We start from the raw sequence: 18,603 nt of genomic DNA, 5'->3' as shown, positions 1-18,603 counted from the left end.
GCGGGATCACCTGGTGGCACGCAACCCGGCACACCTTACCGGAGAGTGCGGAGCGGCTCGCACGCTCGCAATTCGACGTCAGAAGGTGAGCGAGATGGTCAGGGGAAAGGGCGTGGTCGACGTGTGATGCCCGGTCACCGGAACGCCGGAGTAGCCGTGGTCGGTGAGGGTGAGTGGGGTGAGCGTGGTCGGCCGCCCCAGGTCGACGATCCAGTAGTGGGCGATCCCGGCATCGGCGTACTCGCTGCGCTTGGTGACGTGATCAGTCCGTCGAGAGCCTGGCGACACGATGTCGATGGCGATCGCCACGTCCGCCGCGGCCAGAGGTTCGGGTGCGTCGCTACGACACACGACGATATCGGGCACTCGGGCCGTAACCGGCGTCGCAGGATCGATGACCACCTCGACCTCCGAGAGCGCTTCCCAGCCAGTCGGAAGCGCCTCGTCGACCTGGGCACACAGCCGGAAGACGGCGCGCGCGTGTGCCTTCGTCGGTCGTGGCGACACGATGCGCACACCCTGCTGGAGTTCGACCCGATACTCGGGTTCCTCGGGCAACGCACGCCACTGATCCAGCGACATCAAGCCGAGCTGGACGTGTGCAGCGGCCATGCATCACATGGTACGACGATGCCGCGCCCCGGCGCCCTGAACGACCGACCTCGGCTGGTAACTACCGACCGCGCGTGCGGGCGACATCGGACGGTGCCACGCCGTACCTCTTGCGGAATGCCGCCGCGAACCGGCCGGTGTGGGTGAATCCCCAGCGCATCGCGACGGTGGTCACCGAATCCGCGTCCTCGCAACACAATTCGTCGTGCACACGGTGTAATCGGATGTCGGTGAGGCATTCTCGCGGCGATTTGCCGACGTAGTCACGAAACCCTTCCTGCAGACGGCGCACGCTGATCCCGGCCACCTCCGCCATGTCGGCGGCCGTCCACGGCCGGGCCGGATCGGCCCGCATCGCATCGAGCACCCGGGTGACGATCCGCGGTTGCGGGCGCGTGTGCTCGGCGGGGTCGTCGGGAACCGCGGCCAACAAGAAGGCGTCGGTCAACGAGCCGGCGAGTTGCTCGGCGATGAGTGGGTTCGCCAACAGCGGGTCGTCGGCGGGCTGGCCGGCGATCGAGCGGACCAGCCGGAACCAGCTCGCCCCTTCCGGCGAGTGCAGGTCGAGCTGTTCGGGGATCGTCGTGTCCGGACGCCCGGTCACCCGACAGGCCTCGCGCTGCAGTAAGTCGCGGTCGATCTTGACCCCGACGATCGTGCAGGTACTCGACCAGCGGGTGATCTCGGCGGGCGTGTCGGGCGGGTTGATCGTGGCGAGACCACTCGTGGAGACCACCGAGGTCCCGGCGACGCTGGTTTCCAGGACTCCCCCGAGCGGGACGTTGATGCCGTAGGCGCCGGGATGGTCGGAGTGGATGGCCACCTCGGCTCCCCACCCGATCCGCGCGATACGCAACGGTCCGAGCACGGTGACCGCGACGTCGACGTCGAGGGCGGTTCCACCCGCGTCCCGCGGACTCAGTTCATGCGGGAAGTACGCGTCGGAGACCGCCGCCGACGCCGCTTCCCACTCCGGATCCCCCGGGATGCGAAGCCGCTCGATCTGGCTCATCGGACACTCCTCACGACTTCGCCGCGCAATGTGGATCGTCATCGCGTTCAGCGGATCGTGGACACCGCGGCCGTCGCCTTATGTTCTACCTCACATCCTGCCTCATCGAAAGGAGAGATCACGTGGAACGCAAAGCCCTACAGAATGTCTTCGGCCAGTTCGCGAGTGGCGTCACCGTCATCACGTGTGCGAATTCCGACGGCGAGCCGCACGGTGCAACGGTTACGGCCTTCACCGCGGTGTCCCTCGAACCGCGCCTGTGTCAGGTGACGTTGACGCGAAAGTCCAAGGCGTGCAACTACTTGACCGACGCACCGTTCGCGGTCAACATCATGGCCGCCGACCAACTCGACATCGCGATGCACTTCGCCGGGCGGCCCGCCCAACCCGGCCCCACCTGGGTCGACGGCCCGACCGCCCCAGTCCTGTCTGGCAGCGCCGCGGTACTCAGCTGTGTACCGTGGCGCAGCTACGACGGCGGCGACCACATCATCTACATCGGCGAGATCGTCGATGCCCATACCTCGGGGAAGCCTCCACTGCTCTACTACCGCAGTACTTTTCACGATCTCGGCGAGCCGAGCGTGAATTCGCTGTGGACGCTGTGCGCCGACGACCCGCACTCGGGCTGGTTCGACTCGACGACCACCTTCACCCCATTTCACCTGGCCCACAACGACGATCCCGAACACACCACCGCATCCGCCTGATTCATCACGGTTTTCATCCCATCCATCAGAAAGAGGTATCAATCATGACCACGATCGAACGTCCCGCGGGCGACCCGACGGCCACCGGCGCCCCGCAGACCAACCCGGCTGCCGACGCCCCCGCCAACAACACCAAGAATTTCGCGACCCGGCCGATGACCGGCGACGAATACATCGAGTCGCTCAAGGACGGCCGGGAGATCTGGTTGCACGGCGAGCGCGTGGAGGATGTCACCACCCACCCGGCGTTCCGCAACCCCATCCGCATGACTGCGCGCCTCTACGACTCGATGCACGACCCGGCCACCCGCGACAAGGTGACCGCGCCGACCGACACCGGCAACTGCGGCGTGACAATGCCGTTCTTCAAGGCCTCCACCAGCTCGGCCGATCTCATCAAGGAACGCGACGCGATCGCCGAGTGGGCGCGCATGACCTACGGCTGGATGGGCCGCTCCCCCGACTACAAGGCCAGCTTCCTCGGCACCCTGCACGCCAACAAGGATCTCTACGCACCGTTCGAGGCCAACGCCGAGCGCTGGTATCGCGAGTCGCAGGAGAAGGTCCTCTACTGGAATCACGCGATCATCAACCCGCCGGTCGATCGCCAGCTGCCGCCCGACGAGGTCGGCGACGTGTTCATGAAGGTGGAGAAGGAAACCGACGCCGGGCTCGTGGTGTCCGGCGCGAAGGTGGTCGCGACCGGCTCGGCGATCACCAACTACAACTTCATCGCCCACTACGGCCTGCCGATCAAGAAGAAGGAGTTCGCGCTCATCTGCACGGTGCCGATGGACGCACCCGGCATCAAACTGATCTGCCGCTCGTCGTACACCCAGCAGGCCGCGGTGATGGGCTCGCCGTTCGACTACCCGCTCTCCAGTCGGATGGACGAGAACGACACCATCTTCGTCTTCGACAAGGTGCTGGTGCCGTGGGAGAACGTGTTCATGTACGGCGACGTCGAACGCATCAACGCGTTCTTCCCGCAGTCGGGTTTCCTGCCGCGCTTCACCTTCCAGGGGTGCACCCGTCTCGCGGTGAAGCTCGACTTCATCGCCGGCCTGCTGATGAAGGCCCTCGACTGCACCGGCTCGGGTGGGTTCCGCGGTGTGCAGACCCGCGTCGGCGAGGTGATCGGCTGGCGCAATCTCTTCTGGACCCTCACCGATGCCATGGCCCACAACCCCGAACCCTGGATCGGCGACACCGTCATCCCACGCCTGGAGTACGGCCTGACCTACCGCATGTTCATGATGCAGGGCTATCCGCGCATCAAGGAGATCATCGAACAGGACGTCGCGTCGGGGCTGATCTATCTGCCCTCGAGCGCCGCCGACTTCAAGAGCCCGACCGTGCGGCCCTACCTCGACAAGTACGTCCGTGGCTCGAACGGCATCACCGCCGTGGACCGCGTGAAGGTCATGAAGGCACTGTGGGATTCGATCGGCTCCGAATTCGGTGGCCGCCACGAACTCTACGAGCGCAACTATTCGGGCAACCACGAGAACGTGAAGGCCGAGTTGCTCTTCGCCGCACAGAATCGCGGCGGGGTCGATCAGATGAAGGGTCTCGCGGAGGCCTGCCTGGCCGAGTACGACCTCGACGGCTGGACCGTTCCCGACCTCATCGGCAATGACGACGTCAGCTACTTCGGGAACTGAGACTGCCATTTCTGGAAACAAGACCCATTTCGGGGAACAAGACAAGGACAAGCTCATGCACACCCTGATGGTCGCGTACCGGCATCCGGACGACCCGGCAGCATTCCGCCAGTACTACGCCGACACACATCTGCCTCTGGCACAGAAGATTCCGGGGGTCCGCGCGTCTCGCTACACCCTCGAGGTCGCGACTGCCGACGGTTCTCCCGCGCCGTACTTCGCGGTGTTCGAGGCCGATTTCGACAGCGCGAAGTCGATGGGCGAGGCGTTGGAGTCCTCGGCCGGCCAGGCAGCCCAGGCCGATGTGGCCAACTTCGCGTCGGGCGGCGCGGAGATCATGCATTTCCCCGCACGCCACGGCTCGCCCTCGGTATAGTCCGCTCCGATCGGCGCCTCCCGCGGTCACGGCATGACGTCGTGGCCGCGGGACACCGCCCGTATGCGACACCTGAACGCATCAACGGCCGCGATGAGGAGGTCGGTTCGATGCATGGCGCAGAGCCCCACGATCAGCACCCCGCCACCGGCTCGGTCGTGCTCCACAGTGAGGATGTCGAAGAAGCCACCGAGCAGGTCGGCAGACTCTTCCATCCGCACCAGCTGACCCGAGTCGAGAAGATCGGGCATTTCGAGGCCGATCTCAGCGCGGTCGCGATCGGCCCGGTGGTTGCCGGACGCATCCACTACAACAGCAACAGTGATCTGTACTGCCCGTCCATCGACGGCTATCACGTCAACATCGCGACCGGCGGACCGCTGCTGTCGGAATCGGAGGGTGACCGGACCACGGTCGAACACCTCAATGCGGTTGTCTACGACCACGAGACCGATGCACGGCTGCTGACGCCACCGTCGAGTCGACTCAACATCGTCGCCCTCAAGGTGACCCGCGAGACCATCGAGTCCGTGTTGGGCGACATGCTCGGATTCCCGGTCGGGCGACTGCGGCTGCGCGGCAGGCTCGATCTCTCCCGCGCCGACGGTTCTGCCTGGCGATCTCTGGTGCTCTCCACCCATGCCGGCCCCGAGCCCAATCCGATGCTGAGCAATCCGGCCGTGGCCGACCCACTGAACTACGCGATCGTGGCAGGTCTGCTGTCACTGATCCCGCACGATCAATCATCGGCGCTCGCCGCCGAACCGCTGTCGACAGCGCCTGCGACGATTCGCAACGCCGTGGAGTTCATCGAGGCGCACGCCGAACTGCCCTTGACCCCGATCGTCATCGCGAAACATTCCGGCGTCAGTGTTCGCGCACTGCAACGCGGCTTCCGTGAACACACCGGCCAAAGCCCGATGCAGTACCTCCGCGGCGTGCGCATGCGCCGTATCCATCACGATCTGCTCGATGCGGATCCCGAATCGAGCACGGTTGCGGCGGTCGCGGGACGTTGGGGCATCGTCCACCTCGGACGATTCTCGGTGGAATACAAGCACTCATACGGCATCAGCCCATCAGAAACGTTGCACCGCACCAGTTTTGGTCTCACCGACCGGAACCGGTAGTCGCCGCCGCCACTGTCGCCCAACGGACAGGGTCGTGCCGCTGCACGGATAGTTGTGGTGCGCATCACGTCGATACGGTCGAGTGACACAGTCCATTACCGAGTAGGAGGTACTCGAGATGACAGCTCTGACAACCCCGGCACTCGAACCGGCCTCGACGCTCGACCTCGTCGTGGACGAGGTCCGCACCGAGTGCTCCGGGGTCGTCTGCGTCAGTCTGATCGACACCGACGGCCAGGAGTTGCCTGCGTGGCAGCCGGGTGCACACATCGACCTCATCCTGGGCAACGGCATCACCCGCCAGTACTCGCTGTGCGGCGACACCGACGATCGTGCGCGCTACACGGTCGCCGTACTCGACGACCCCCGGAGCCGGGGCGGTTCGCGATACATCCACCGCCAACTCCGCAAGGGCGATCAGATCTCGACGTCCCTGCCGCGAAACACATTCCGCTTGGTCGACGCCGCCGAGTACATCTTCGTGGCGGGCGGAATCGGGATCACCCCACTGCTACCGATGATGGCGCACGCACGGCGCGTAGGCCGCCCGAGTCGTCTCGTCTACGCCGGCCGGGACCGGGCGCGGATGGCGTTCGTCGAACAGCTCGCGGCCAATCCTGTCGTCGACTTCCGCGTGTCGGGCGAAGGCAGACGACTCGATCTCGCCACCGTCCTCGCAGACATGACCGAGCACTCGCATCTCTATGCGTGCGGACCGGAACGACTCCTCGACGAACTACACGACCTGTCGCGCGCCGCGAGCCTCGGCCACCGCGTGCACATGGAGCATTTCGGTGGCATCGCCGTCGAACTCGACGCCGACTCCGAGCGCGCCTTCGACGTCGAACTGGCCCGCAGCGGTGATGTCCTGCGAATAGCCGCCGATCAGACGATCCTCGATGCCGTACTCGCACACGGCATCAAAGCCCCCAACAGTTGCGCCGAGGGCGTCTGCGGGTCGTGCGAGACCACCATCATCTCCGGCGAGGTCGATCACCGCGATCAGATTCTCGACGACGACGAGAAGGCCGACAACGAGGTGATGATGATCTGCTGCTCCCGAGCAGCATGCGACCGTCTCGTCCTCGACCTCTGAGCCGATACCGACTCACCACCCACCCATCGATCCCAGCCCACCCATCGATCAAGAGGACCCATCATGACCGAAACCACTGTCCACGAGTCCGATTCAGCAAACGGCCGGTGCCCGGTAACTCACTTCGCCGCGGAGTTCAATCCGTTCGACGAGGCGTACCTGCAAGACCCGTACGCGGTCTTCGCCCACGCACGAGCCGAGGAACCGGTCTTCTACAGCCCCGAGATCGACTACTGGGTGGTGAGCAAGTACGACGATGTCCTGTCGATCTTCCGCGATACGGAGTCCTACAGTGCCACCGCAGCCGGCGAACTGATCAAGCCACCTTGCCCGGCCGCGATGGAGAAGCTCGCCGCCGTGGACTACGTCCCGTCCACCATGCTCGTCGACGAGGATCCGCCTCTTCACACCAAGCGCCGCCGTGTCCTGCGCAAGGGCGTGACACCCGACAAAGTGGCCGAGATCGAGCCCTACACCCGGCGATTCGTCCAGGCCTGCCTGGACGACATCGTCACTCGTGGTCAAGCGGACATGGTGTCGGACATGACGTTCCAGGTCCCGGCACAGACAGCCTTCGTGCTCATGGGTGTGCCCGAGGCCGAGGTGGAGCGCGCCCGGCGGTACGCCTCCCGTTTCGCCCTGTGGATCTGGGGACGGCCATCCGACGAGCAGCAGGTCACCCTCGCCGAGGAGTTCGCCGCCTACCTCACCTATGCGCGCGAGCACATCGACCGGCTCATCGCAGATCCGGGCGACGACTACATGAGCAACGCCATCAAGGCGTGGCAGAAGGCGGGTAACGACGACGTCTGGGATCGGACGTACCTCGCCTCGATCATGCAAAGTCACCTATACGCGTCCCACGAGACGACCACCAACGCCATGGCAAGTGGCTTCAAGGTGCTTCTCGAACATCCGGACCAGTGGCGGGCGATCTGCGCCGATCCGTCGTTGATACCCAACGCCGTCGAGGAGATCCTCCGATACGCGTCGTCGGTGCCGGCCTGGCGCCGAGTGACGACGCGACCGGTGACCATCGGAGACTTCGAGATTCCGGCCGGACAGCGCATTCTGGTCCTCACCGGCTCCGCCAATCACGACGAGGCACATTTCGACGACGGCGACAGCTTCGATATCGGCCGCGCCAATGCCGAGGACCATCTGGCGTTCGGCTGGGGGATTCACCACTGCCTCGGTCAGGCACTGGCACGGATGGAGATGACGGTGATGCTCGAGGAGACCGTCGCCCGTCTACCCCACCTGCAGTTGGTGGCCGATCAGAAGTGGACCTATTCGCCGAACACCTCTTTCCGTGGACCGGAATCGGTTCTGGTGGAGTGGGATCCGGCGCAGAACCCGATCCCCGCGGACCGACCCTGACCAACCTGGCACACCGGCGGGCCTCCATCTCGTATCGTCATCATCCGTGAGCAATCCGACGACGGAGATCATCGAGGCGGCCGCGGACACACCACGATTCGTGGCCGGCTTCACCGGGCCGCCGGGCGCGGGCAAGACCACCATCGCCCGCCGCGTCGTCGCCGAGCTCACCGAAAGGTTCGGCGACGACGCGGTCGGCTATCTACCGATGGACGGGTTCCATCTGGCGACCACCGTGCTGCGGCGTCTGGGCCGTACCGATCGTCGCGGCGCGCCCGACACCTTCGACGTCGACGGATTCGTCTCGCTGCTCCGCCGCGCGGCCGCCCCCGGAAAAGAGGTCTACGCACCGGATTTCGATCATCGCGGGGTCGGGGGCGGCGTCGCCGAGCCCATCGCGGCGGCGCTGATCATCCCGGCCACCGCGAAGGTGCTTGTCGTCGAGGGCAATTACCTCGCCCTCGACGGTGAGTGGTCGCCGGTACGCGACCTCATCGACCGTCTGTGGTTCGTTGACGTCCCCGATGATGTTCGGCGGGAACGACTATCGGTTCGCCATGTCGGCGCCGGCCGCAGCGCCGAGAACGCCCGGCGGTGGATCGAGTCGGTCGACGACCCCAATGCCGCCCTCATTCGCAGCTGCCGGCACCGGTGTGACGTCCTGCTCGACGGCACGTCGTGAGCGTGGCCGCCATTCACTGACCAGCACGCCGAGAACGATCAGCACTCCACCGAACAGGGCCGCGGGCGGGAGCCGGTCGCCCGCGAGACGCCCGAAGATCCCCGCCCACACCGGTTCTCCGGCGTAGATCACCGTCGCCCGGGTCGGGCTGACGTGGCGCTGGGCCCAGTTCATGGTCAACTGGATGACGATGCTCGCCGACGCCATCGCCAGCGCGGCACCCAGCCAGACCCAGGAGAACGACGGAACATCTTCGCCGGCAACCGGCATCGCGGCAAAGCAGAAGACGCCGCCGGCGAGCAACTGGATGATGGTGACGCGGGCGATGTCGACCTTGCCCGCGAAGAACCCGATCAGCACGATCTCCCCGGCACAGGCCACCGCTCCGATCAGGGTCGCCAGTTCACCTGTGCCGAAGCCGATCCCGCCGCCGGTCCCACCGGCGAGCAGCATCAATCCCGCGAAGGCCGCCACCACGCCCACCCAACTCATCACGCCCGGGGCCTTGCGGAAGATCGCCCATTGCGCCACCGGCACCAACGGGACGTACAACGCGGTGATGAACGCCGAGGCACTCGAGCTGATGGTCTGCAGGCCGAAGGTCTGCAGACTGTAGGCGACGGCCATCATCGCCCCGATGGCCAGCCCCGCACCCATGTCCGCGCGGGTCACCCCGCGCAACTTCCGCCCGAACACCATCAGCCCGAGGAGCCCGGCGAGCACGAACCGCAGCCCGACGAAGAACAACGGCCCGCTGTGCTGCACTGCGGTGTGGACGACGAGGAAGGTTCCTCCCCACACCGCGGTGACCGCGAGCAGCGCCGACTCCGGCCGGAGCACCAGCTCCGGATTGCGCAACATAGTGCACCTGACCATGGTCGACAAGCTATCGGTACTATAGTGCGCATGGCAAATCGGGCGGACGTGTTGGCGCATGTGTCCCACAACCTTCGACACTTCCGCCAGGAGTCCGGCATGAGCCAGGCCGCACTCGCCGACGCATCGGGCATCAGTCGCCGGATGATCGTCAAGGTCGAGGGCGGCGACACCAACATCAGCCTGGCCAGCCTCGACCGCCTCGCCGAGGCACTCGACGTCACCTTCGTCGACATGGTGCGCGACCCGGACACCCTCGGCGACGGGCCGACCGACCTCAACGTCCTCGCCTGGCGCGGCGACCACGAGGCGAGCGTCGGCCGGCTGCTCGCCAGCGTCCCCGCCTCCCAGGAATCGCAGTTGTGGGCGTGGACGCTGGGCCCCGGCGATCGGTACGACGCCGAGCCCGATCCACCCGGATGGTGGGAGATCATCGTGGTGGCCACCGGCCGGTTACGCATCGAATTCGAGTCCTCGGCCACCGAACTCGGCCCCGGCGAGAGCATCAGCTTCCCGAGTTCGCAGCCGTACCGTTATCTCAACGCCGCCGACGAGGTCACCCGTTTCGCACGCAGCGTCGTGCGCTGAGACCCCACCGCCGACATCAGGAGGCCGATCCCGGGTGACCGACCCACAGCCGTCCGGAAAACATCCGCACGAGCCGCATCCGCATGATGCCGACGAGACCGCGGCCGCGCGGCATCTGGGCCATCTCGGGGCACTGCTCCTCGACGCGGGACTGTCGGTCACCGACGTCCGCGCCGCACTCGAGCAGGCGGCCGAGACACACCCCCGCACGGCCCGGGCGTTGACGTTCTCGGTGCTGCCCGAAGCCGTTCTCGTCACCAGGCCCGAGACCGGCACGGTCCGGATGTTCCACTCCGACGCCACCGAGCTCTCGTTCCGGCAGTCGGCCCACGCGAGCAGATTGGTCCACGAGACGACCTCGGCGGCGGTGCCGCTCGACCGCCTACCCGAACGGATCGACCGCATTCGTGCGATGCCGCGCACCCACCCGCAACTGTCCTGGATTCTCGGCAGCGCACTGGTCGCCGGCGGGTTGGCCACGGTGTTCCGCTGCCCGTGGTGGGCGATCCTCGTCGCGATGGCCGCCGGCGGACTGGTCGGCATCGGAAAGACGATCCTCGACCGGATCGAGAGTGGTGCGGCGATCATGCCGTTCGTCGCCGCCTTCGTCTCGACCCTCGTCGTCGCCTCCGTCGCGTCGGCGGTGGGTGCCGGCTCGGTGCCGCTGTTCGGGGTGTGCGCGCCGATCGCGATCCTCGTGCCCGGCGCACTGATCACCAACGCCCTGCTGGAACTGACGGCCACCGACATCGTCACCGGCTCCGCGCGCCTGCTCTACGGACTGATCATGCTCGGCTTCATGGCCGGCGGCATCGCCGCAGGCGCCGCGGTGACCGGCCTACGGATCGATCCGGATTCCGCAGCCCTGGTCGGGCAGATCTCCTCGGTGGCCGGCAGTGACGGATGGCAGGCACTACCACCGCTGTGGCTGTCGTGGATCGGCGTCGTCGCACTCGCCGTCGGCGTCGGCTGCGCCTTCGGCTCCGGGCTCAAGCTCACCGCGCTCAGCGTCGGCGTGATGGTGTGCACCTACGCGGTGCTCACCGGGGCATCCGCCTGGGTCGGCAATGTGGTGGCCACCGGGGTGAGCGCCGCGGTGCTGTTCGTCGCGGCCCGAATGATCGAACGACTCACCGTCGCCGTCCCCGCGACCATCTCCTTCCAGCCCGCATTCCTGCTGCTGGTGCCCGGCACCGTGGGGCTGGTCGCCCTCGCCTCCTTCGACACACACGCACTTCAGACGACGCCCGCGACCTTCGCGAGCCTGTGCATCGGCATCAAGATCGGCGCGCTGGTCGCCGAGATCGGAACACCCGGCGACCGCGGCCGGCGGGCCTAACCGATCTCGATGAGCAGGTCCCCCGGCGCCACCGAGGTGACCGCGCCCACCGCGACGCGAGTGACCTTCCCGCCGACGGGCGCGGTGATGGTGGCCTCCATCTTCATGGCCTCGATGGTGCCGATCGCCGCACCGGCAGCCACCTCGTCGCCGACCTCCACCGAGATCGACACCACACCCGCGAACGGCGCCCCGACCGAACCCGGATTCGCCCGGTCGGCCTTCTCGGCAGCCTGCACCGCGGAGTCGATCGAACGGTCACGCACCGCGATCGGGCGGAGTTGGCCGTTGATCACACACATCACGGTCCGCATGCCGCGCTCGTCGGCGTCGCTGATCGCCTCGAGGCCGATGAGCAGCACCACACCGGGTTCGAGTTCGACGTGGTGTTCTTCGCCGTAGCGCAACCCGTAGAAGAACTGGTTCGCCGAGAGCCGTGAGGTGTCGCCGTAGGCCTCCTGGTGTTCGGTGAACTCCTTGGTGGGGCCGGGGAACAGCAAGCGGTTCAACGTTTCCTGCCGGGTCCGCCCCGCGACGTCGAGCGCGGCGGAGTCCTCGGCGGCGAGGTCGACGACCGGCTCGGCGGGGCGGCGGCCCTCGAGTGCCTTGGTGCGCAACGGTTCCGGCCATCCGCCGGGCGGGTCTCCCAGCTCACCGCGCAGGAATCCGATCACCGAGTCGGGGATGTCGTAGGCGGCCGGGTCGTTCGCGAAGTCACGCGGCTCGATGCCCTGCCCGACCAGTGCCAATGCGAGGTCACCGACCACCTTCGAGGACGGGGTCACCTTCACCAGACGGCCCAGCATCGCATCGGCGGATGCGTAGGCCTCCTCGACGGCCTCGAAGCGATTGCCGAGGCCCAGGGCGATCGCCTGCTGCCGCAGGTTGCTGAGCTGGCCGCCCGGGATCTCGTGCGAGTACACCCGCCCGGTGGGCCCGGGAATGCCGGACTCGAACGGCGCGTAGACCTTTCGGATCGCCTCCCAGTACGGCTCGAGGTCGCACACCGCACCCAGATCCAGACCGGTGTCGTGCTCGGAGTGCGCGAAGGCGGCCACGATCGCCGACAGCGGGGGCTGGCTGGTCGTGCCCGCCAGCGCCGCCGATGCCCCGTCGACCGCGTCGGCACCGGCGGTGACCGCCGCCAGATAGGTGGCGAGCTGACCACCGGGGGTGTCGTGGGTGTGCACGTGGATCGGCAGATCGAATTCGTTGCGCAGGGCGGTGATCAGTTTGGTCGCCGCGGGCGCACGCAGCAGGCCCGCCATATCCTTGATGGCCAGGATGTGCGCTCCGGCGTCGACGATCTGCTCGGCCAGCCGCAGGTAGTAGTCCAGGGTGTAGAGGTCCTCGGCCGGGTTCGCCAGGTCACCGGTGTAGCTCATCGCCACCTCGGCGACCGCTGTGCCGGTCTCGAGGACCGCGTCGATCGCCGGGCGCATCTGCTCGATGTTGTTGAGCGCGTCGAAGATCCGGAAAATGTCCACGCCGGTGGCGGTGGCCTCGGCGACGAAGGCGGTGGTCACCTTCGTCGGATACGGGGTGTAGCCGACGGTGTTCGCGCCGCGCAGCAGCATCTGCAGGCAGATGTTGGGCATCGCTTCGCGCAGCTGCGCCAACCGATCCCACGGATCTTCCTTCAGAAAGCGCAGCGCCACATCGTAGGTTGCGCCACCCCAGCACTCCACCGACAGCAGCTGCGGGGTCAGCGCCGCCACATACGGGGCCACGGTGATCAGCGCCGAGGTCCGCAACCGTGTCGCCAGCAGCGACTGGTGGGCGTCGCGGAAGGTCGTGTCGGTGACCCCGACGGCCGGCGAATCACGCAGTGCCCTGGCGAATCCCTCCGGGCCCAGCTCGGTCAGCCGCTGCTTGGAACCAGCAGGCGGCGCACCGAGCACCGAGCGCTCCACGGTGGGCAGCTTGTCCCGCGGATACACCGTCGACGGCCGCTCACCGTGCGGCTTGTTGACGGTCACGTCGGCGAGGTACTCCAGGATGCGGGTACCGCGGTCGGCCGATCCGCCGGTGGTCAGCAACCAGGGTCGCTCGTCGATGAACGACGTCGTCACCCGCCCGGCCCGGAAATCCGGGTCGTCGAGAACCGCCTGCAGGAACGGGATATTGGTGGCCACACCACGAATCCGGAACTCCGCCAACGCCCGTCGGGCCCGGCGCGCGGCGGTGGCGAAGTCCCGGCCGCGGCAGGTCAATTTGACCAGCATGGAATCGAAGTGGCCGCTGACCTCACCCCCGAGGTTGGCTCCGCCGTCCAGGCGGATACCGGCACCACCCGGCGTGCGGTAGGCGGTGATCCGCCCGACGTCGGGCCGGAAGCCGGCGGCCGGGTCCTCGGTGGTGATCCGGCATTGCATCGCCGCGCCGTGCACGGTGATCGCGTCCTGCGTCAGACCGAGGTCGGCCAACGATTCACCCGAGGCCACCCGCAGCTGCGCACCCACCAGATCCACATCGGTGATCTCCTCGGTCACCGTGTGCTCCACCTGGATTCGCGGATTCATCTCGATGAAGACGTGTCTGCCCTGCTCGTCCACCAGGAACTCGACCGTACCCGCACACGAGTAACCGATCTGCCGGGCGAAGGCGACCGCGTCGGCGCAGATCCGTTCGCGCAGCACCGGATCGAGATTGGGCGCCGGGGCCAGCTCCACCACCTTCTGGTGGCGGCGTTGCACACTGCAGTCCCGTTCGAACAAATGGATGACGTCGCCGTGGGTGTCGGCGAGGATCTGCACCTCGATATGACGTGGATTGATGACGGCCTGCTCGAGGAACACCGTCGCGTCTCCGAAGGCCGCCTCCGCCTCGCGCGAGGCCGCCTCGATCGACTCCCGCAGGGTCGAGGGGTCGTCGACGCGCCGCATGCCGCGGCCACCACCGCCGGCCACCGCCTTCACGAACACCGGGAACTGCATCTGTTCCGACGCCGTCACCAACGCATCGACATCCGACGACGGCTCCGAGGAGGACAGCACCGGCAGACCCGCGGCCCGTGCCGCCGCGATCGCCTGCGCCTTGTTGCCGGTCAGGTCGAGTACCTCGGCCCTGGGGCCGACGAAGGTGATGCCGGCCGCCGCGCATGCCCGCGCGAGACCGGCGTTCTCCGAGAGGAACCCGTAGCCGGGATACACCGCATCCGCGCCGCATCGCTGCGCCGCGCCCACCACCTCGTCGACCGAGAGATACGCGCGGACCGGATGCCCGGGAACGCCGATCTGATAGGACTCGTCGGCCTTCAACCGATGCAGGGAGTTGCGATCCTCGTAGGGGAAGATCGCGACCGTCCGGGCACCGAGCTCGTACGCCGCGCGAAACGCCCGGATCGCGATCTCGCCGCGGTTGGCCACCAAAACCTTGTCGAACATGCTGCTCATCCGTTTCTGTCGTTGTCCCGCTACAAATGGACCCGATGCACATGCCCCCACGGTGACCTTATCCCGCGGAGCCCAGCAGCAGGGCAACCAGTCCTAAGCAATGAGAACGCGTTGCGGCGGTCCGTCGTAGGACGACAGCGGACGGATCAGGGCATTGGCCGCGGTCTGCTCGACGATGTGCGCCGTCCAGCCGGTGATCCGGCTCATCACGAAGATCGGTGTGAACGAAGCGATGTCGAAGCCCATCAGGTGATAGGCCGGTCCGGTCGGGAAGTCCAGATTGGGCTTGATGCCGGTGCGACTCGACATCTCGTCGGCGAGCTCGTGATAGATCGCGAGCCACCGGGTATCGCCGAGATGGTGCGAGATCTCCTCGAGCGCGGCGTGCATCGTCGGCACGCGGGAATCGCCATTCTTGTACACGCGATGACCAAATCCCATGACTTTCTCTTTTCGAGACAGTTTGGCCTCCAACCATTCCCGTGCACGTTCGGGACGATCGATTTCGATCATGTCGTACATGACCGCCTCGTTCGCCCCGCCGTGCAGCGATCCCTTGAGTGCTCCGATCGCCGCGGTGACCGCACTGTAGATGTCGGATTGCGTGGAAGTGACCACGCGTGCGGCGAACGTGGAGGCATTGAAGCTGTGTTCGGCATAGAGCACCATCGACTTCTCGAATGCCCGAACGATCACGGGATCGGGTACCTCACCGAAGCACATATTCAGGAAGTTCTCCGAATAGCCCAGTCCGTGATGCGGCCCAATCGGATCGAGGCCACGGCGGCGGCGCATGTCGGCCGCGACGATGGTCGGCAGCACCGCGAACATGCGTTGTGCCTTCTCGATATTCGCCGCCGGCGACGCGTTGTCCTCGTCGGGATCCTCGGTACCGAGGAAGCTGATCGCGGTCCGCACCACATCCATCGGATGGCAGTTCTCCGGAATGCGAGCCAGCACGGCCTGGGTCGAACGGTCGAGCCGACGGAGCGCTCGCTCCCGCTGCGTGAAGGCCGCCAGCTCGGCATCGGTCGGCAGTTCGCCGTGCCAGAGCAGATAGGCAACCTGCTCGAACGAGCAGTGCGCTGCGAGATCCTGAACCGCGTAGCCGCGGTAGGTCAGGGAATTCGACTCGGGCACCACCTTCGAGATGGCGGTGGTGTCGACGACCACGCCGGCGAGACCCTTGTAGATCTTCGGGGTTGTTTCTTCGGGAGCGGGCTGAGGGGTGACGGACTGGGGAGACACGGAAGCTGTCTTACTGGTCGGTGTCACGGCCGGGTTCCTTCCAGAGTGAAGTTGAACAGTTCGGAGTCGAACGTGTTGTAGTCGGCGTACCGGAGCAACTCGTACAGTCTGCTGCGGTGTTGCATCTCGTCGAGTAGCCCGGATTGCGTTCCCACGGAGTCGATCTCGCGGAGTCCGCGCTCGACTGCACCCATCGCGATCCGCAAGGTGGTCACCGGATAGATCACCGCGTTGTAGCCGACATCGCGCAACTGCCCGGTGGTGAGCAACCGAGACTTGCCGAACTCGGTCATGTTCGCCAGCAGCGGCACATCGACAGCAGCACGGAACTTTTCGAACTCGGCGAGATCGGTCAGCGCCTCGGTGAAGATCAGATCGGCGCCCGTGTCGGCGTAGGCCTTGGCCCGCTCGATCGCGGCATCAAGACCTTCGATACCCGCGGCGTCGGTGCGGGCACAGATGACGAAGCTGTCGTCGCGGCGCGCCGACACCGCCGCGCGCAGCCGGCGCAGCATCTCGCCGGTGGGCACTACATCCTTGCCGTCGAGGTGACCGCACCGTTTGGGGTTGACCTGATCCTCGAGATGACAGCCGGCCAGCCCGGCGTCCTCGAGTGCGGCGATGGTACGGGCCGCGCTCATGGGCTCACCGAACCCGGTGTCGGCGTCGATCAGGCTAGGCAGGTCGGTGGAGTTCGCGATCTGTGCGCCGCGCCCCGCAACCTCGGTCAGGGTGGTGAGTCCGATGTCGGGGAGACCGAGGTCCGCCGAGAGAACCGCCCCGGAGATGTAGATGCCCTCGAAGCCGATATCGGCAATCAGTTTTGCCACCAGCGGCGAGAAGGCACCGGGCCAACGCTGTAATTCGCCCGATGCCAGGGCCGCGCGCAGAGCCTTGCGTTTGTCACCCGGTGAAGTGCGGGCCGAGAACAGTCCTGAGGTCGGCTCGCTCATCAGAAGATCCCCGAGCCGATGGTCGGCGCCTTGTCCAGAACGGTCGGCTCGACGCGCACATTGAGCGCGCCGAGCTCGCCCGCCCCGAGGTCGCCGAGCCCGGCAGCAGCCACCAGGAATCGCTGCTGCTCCTCCGCGTCGACCACCCCCTGCGCCATCGCCGCGAACTTCGCCTCGTAGGCGGCTCGCGCGAACGGCGCAGCGCCGAGCGGGTGGGCGTCGGCGACCGCGAGTTCATCGGTGATCACCTCACCGTTGGTCAGTGTGATCACGGCCTTGGCGCCGAACGCCTTCTCGGCCGGATCGGTGGAATGGTATCGGCGAGTCCACTCGGGGTCCTCGACCGTGGAGATCTTGCGCCACAAGGCAATCGTGTCCGGGCGGGCGGCGCGCTCGGGGGCGTAGGACGCCTCGTGATGCCACGTGCCGTCCTGCAAGGCAACCGCGAAGATGTACATCACCGAGTGGTCGAGGGTCTCCCGGCTGGCGGACGGATCGAATTTCTGGGGGTCCCCCGAGCCCGTGCCGATCACGTAGTGCGTGTGATGGCTGGTGTGCAGGACGATCGACTCGATGTCGTCGAGGTTGCCGATGCGCTCGCGCATACGCCGCGCCAAGTCGATCGGAGCCTGGCTCTGATATTCCGCGGAATGCTCCTTGGTGTAGCTGTCCAGAATGGCGCGCTTCGGTTCTCCCGGGCCAGGAAGCGGGATCCGGTAGGTCTTCTCGGGGCCACCGAGCAGCCACGCGATGACACCGTCCTCACCCTCCCAGATCGGCGCCGGTGCCCCCTCGCCGCGCATCGCGCGGTCCACCGCCTCGATGGCGATCTTTCCGGCGTGCGCCGGTGCGTAGGCCTTCCAGCTCGAGATCAACCCCTTGCGGGACTGACGCGTCGCGGTGGTCAGGTGCAGTGCCTGTCCGATCGCCTGGTAGATCGTCTCCTCGTCGAGCTTGAGCATGGTGCCCAAACCCGCTGCGACGGACGGTCCGAGATGGGCGACGTGGTCGATCTTGTGCTCGTGCAAGCACATTCCGCGGACCAGGTCGATCTGGATCTCGTAGGCGGTGGCCAGACCCCGGATGAGATCGGCACCCGAGGCACCCACGTGCTGGGCCACCGCGACCAGCGCCGGGATGTTGTCACCGGGATGGGAATACTCCGCGGCGAGGAAGGTGTCGTGGAAGTCGAGCTCGCGCACCGCCACGCCGTTGGCCCACGCCGCCCACTCCGGCGAGTAGCGGCCATCGACGCCGAACACGGCCGCACCAGCGGCACCTGCGGCGGGCGGGTGCGCCAGGGCCTGCGCCCGAGCGCTGGTGACCGGGCGTCGGATCACCGAGGCTGCGCTGACCGCGGCGTTGTCGATGATGCGGTTCACGACCATCTCGGCGGTCTCGGCGGGCACCGCGACCGGGTCGGTGGCGACCTCGGCGATCTTCTGCGCGAGATGCTCGGCTTGCGGGAAGTCCTCGGAGCTGCGGTGGGTCCGCACGTCGTGATTGATCATGTTTGCACCGTACGCAGGCCCGGAAGGTACG

15 protein-coding genes and 1 pseudogene are annotated in these 18,603 nt (G+C 66.7%); 9 read left to right on the top strand and 7 right to left on the bottom strand.

All coding sequences use genetic code 11. The features are described from left to right. Positions 1-78: 78 nt before the first annotated feature. Together J6U32_RS12320 and J6U32_RS12315 are read right to left on the bottom strand one after the other, a co-directional pair. Positions 79-612 (bottom strand): Uma2 family endonuclease, encoded by a 534-nt coding sequence (locus J6U32_RS12320; RefSeq protein WP_208795694.1) that lies wholly within the window; start codon positions 610-612, stop codon positions 79-81. Positions 613-673: 61 nt separating this feature from the next. Next, positions 674-1,624, bottom strand: coding sequence for an AraC family transcriptional regulator (locus J6U32_RS12315; RefSeq protein ID WP_208795693.1), 951 nt, complete (start codon positions 1,622-1,624; stop codon positions 674-676). Between the two features lie 122 nt (positions 1,625-1,746). On the opposite strand from J6U32_RS12315, the gene J6U32_RS12310 reads away from it, so the two are divergent. The 7 genes from J6U32_RS12310 (at position 1,747) to J6U32_RS12280 (ending at position 8,662) form a co-directional block, all read left to right on the top strand. Further along, positions 1,747-2,334, top strand: a complete 588-nt coding sequence (locus J6U32_RS12310) for a flavin reductase family protein (RefSeq protein WP_208795692.1) — start codon at positions 1,747-1,749, stop codon at positions 2,332-2,334. A gap of 44 nt (positions 2,335-2,378) precedes the next feature. Continuing rightward, on the top strand, positions 2,379-3,998 hold the full coding sequence (locus J6U32_RS12305; RefSeq protein ID WP_208795691.1) for a 4-hydroxyphenylacetate 3-hydroxylase family protein: 1,620 nt from the start codon (positions 2,379-2,381) through the stop codon (positions 3,996-3,998). A 55-nt stretch (positions 3,999-4,053) separates the two neighbouring features. After that, positions 4,054-4,374 (top strand): EthD family reductase, encoded by a 321-nt coding sequence (locus J6U32_RS12300; RefSeq protein WP_208795690.1) that lies wholly within the window; start codon positions 4,054-4,056, stop codon positions 4,372-4,374. 110 nt (positions 4,375-4,484) lie between these two features. Further along, entirely contained in the window at positions 4,485-5,504 is a 1,020-nt protein-coding gene (locus J6U32_RS12295) for an AraC family transcriptional regulator (RefSeq protein ID WP_208795689.1), read from the top strand. Between the two features lie 118 nt (positions 5,505-5,622). Continuing rightward, a complete protein-coding gene (locus J6U32_RS12290) occupies positions 5,623-6,600 on the top strand; it encodes a PDR/VanB family oxidoreductase (protein WP_208795688.1) in 978 nt (325 codons plus the stop codon). Positions 6,601-6,663: 63 nt separating this feature from the next. Further along, a complete protein-coding gene (locus J6U32_RS12285) occupies positions 6,664-7,980 on the top strand; it encodes a cytochrome P450 (RefSeq protein WP_208795687.1) in 1,317 nt (438 codons plus the stop codon). Positions 7,981-8,026: 46 nt separating this feature from the next. Beyond that, on the top strand, positions 8,027-8,662 hold the full coding sequence (locus J6U32_RS12280) for a nucleoside/nucleotide kinase family protein (RefSeq protein WP_244332839.1): 636 nt from the start codon (positions 8,027-8,029) through the stop codon (positions 8,660-8,662). 78 nt (positions 8,663-8,740) lie between these two features. On the opposite strand, the pseudogene J6U32_RS12275 reads toward J6U32_RS12280, so the two are convergent. Further along, a pseudogene (locus J6U32_RS12275) lies at positions 8,741-9,523 on the bottom strand (DMT family transporter); the annotation flags it as partial. 45 nt (positions 9,524-9,568) lie between these two features. Between J6U32_RS12275 and J6U32_RS12270 the strand changes: the two are divergent. After that, positions 9,569-10,126 carry a helix-turn-helix domain-containing protein gene (locus J6U32_RS12270; protein ID WP_208795686.1) on the top strand — a complete coding sequence of 186 codons (558 nt, stop codon included), beginning with the start codon at positions 9,569-9,571 and terminating at the stop codon, positions 10,124-10,126. A gap of 34 nt (positions 10,127-10,160) precedes the next feature. Next, positions 10,161-11,465 carry a threonine/serine exporter family protein gene (locus J6U32_RS12265; RefSeq protein WP_208795685.1) on the top strand — a complete coding sequence of 435 codons (1,305 nt, stop codon included), beginning with the start codon at positions 10,161-10,163 and terminating at the stop codon, positions 11,463-11,465. Here the strand turns inward: J6U32_RS12265 and J6U32_RS12260 are convergent. The 4 genes from J6U32_RS12260 to prpD form a co-directional block, all read right to left on the bottom strand. Further along, the gene (locus tag J6U32_RS12260; protein WP_208795684.1) at positions 11,462-14,851 is read right to left on the bottom strand and encodes a pyruvate carboxylase; all 3,390 of its coding nucleotides are present in this window, start codon (positions 14,849-14,851) and stop codon (positions 11,462-11,464) included. The genes J6U32_RS12265 and J6U32_RS12260 overlap by 4 nt on opposite strands. Positions 14,852-14,953: 102 nt before the next feature. Continuing rightward, positions 14,954-16,108 carry a bifunctional 2-methylcitrate synthase/citrate synthase gene (locus J6U32_RS12255; RefSeq protein ID WP_244332837.1) on the bottom strand — a complete coding sequence of 385 codons (1,155 nt, stop codon included), beginning with the start codon at positions 16,106-16,108 and terminating at the stop codon, positions 14,954-14,956. A 23-nt stretch (positions 16,109-16,131) separates the two neighbouring features. After that, positions 16,132-17,061 carry a methylisocitrate lyase gene (gene prpB, locus J6U32_RS12250; protein WP_208795682.1) on the bottom strand — a complete coding sequence of 310 codons (930 nt, stop codon included), beginning with the start codon at positions 17,059-17,061 and terminating at the stop codon, positions 16,132-16,134. Continuing rightward, positions 17,061-18,572, bottom strand: a complete 1,512-nt coding sequence (gene prpD, locus J6U32_RS12245) for a 2-methylcitrate dehydratase PrpD (RefSeq protein ID WP_208795681.1) — start codon at positions 18,570-18,572, stop codon at positions 17,061-17,063. The genes prpB and prpD overlap by 1 nt, the downstream gene beginning before the upstream one ends. Between the last annotated feature and the right edge of the window lie 31 nt (positions 18,573-18,603).

The organism is Gordonia polyisoprenivorans (genome assembly GCF_017654315.1).
Classification (GTDB): domain Bacteria; phylum Actinomycetota; class Actinomycetes; order Mycobacteriales; family Mycobacteriaceae; genus Gordonia; species Gordonia polyisoprenivorans_A.
The sequence above is the reverse complement of the archived record's forward strand: the minus strand, read 5'-3'. Positions and strand labels throughout refer to the sequence as shown.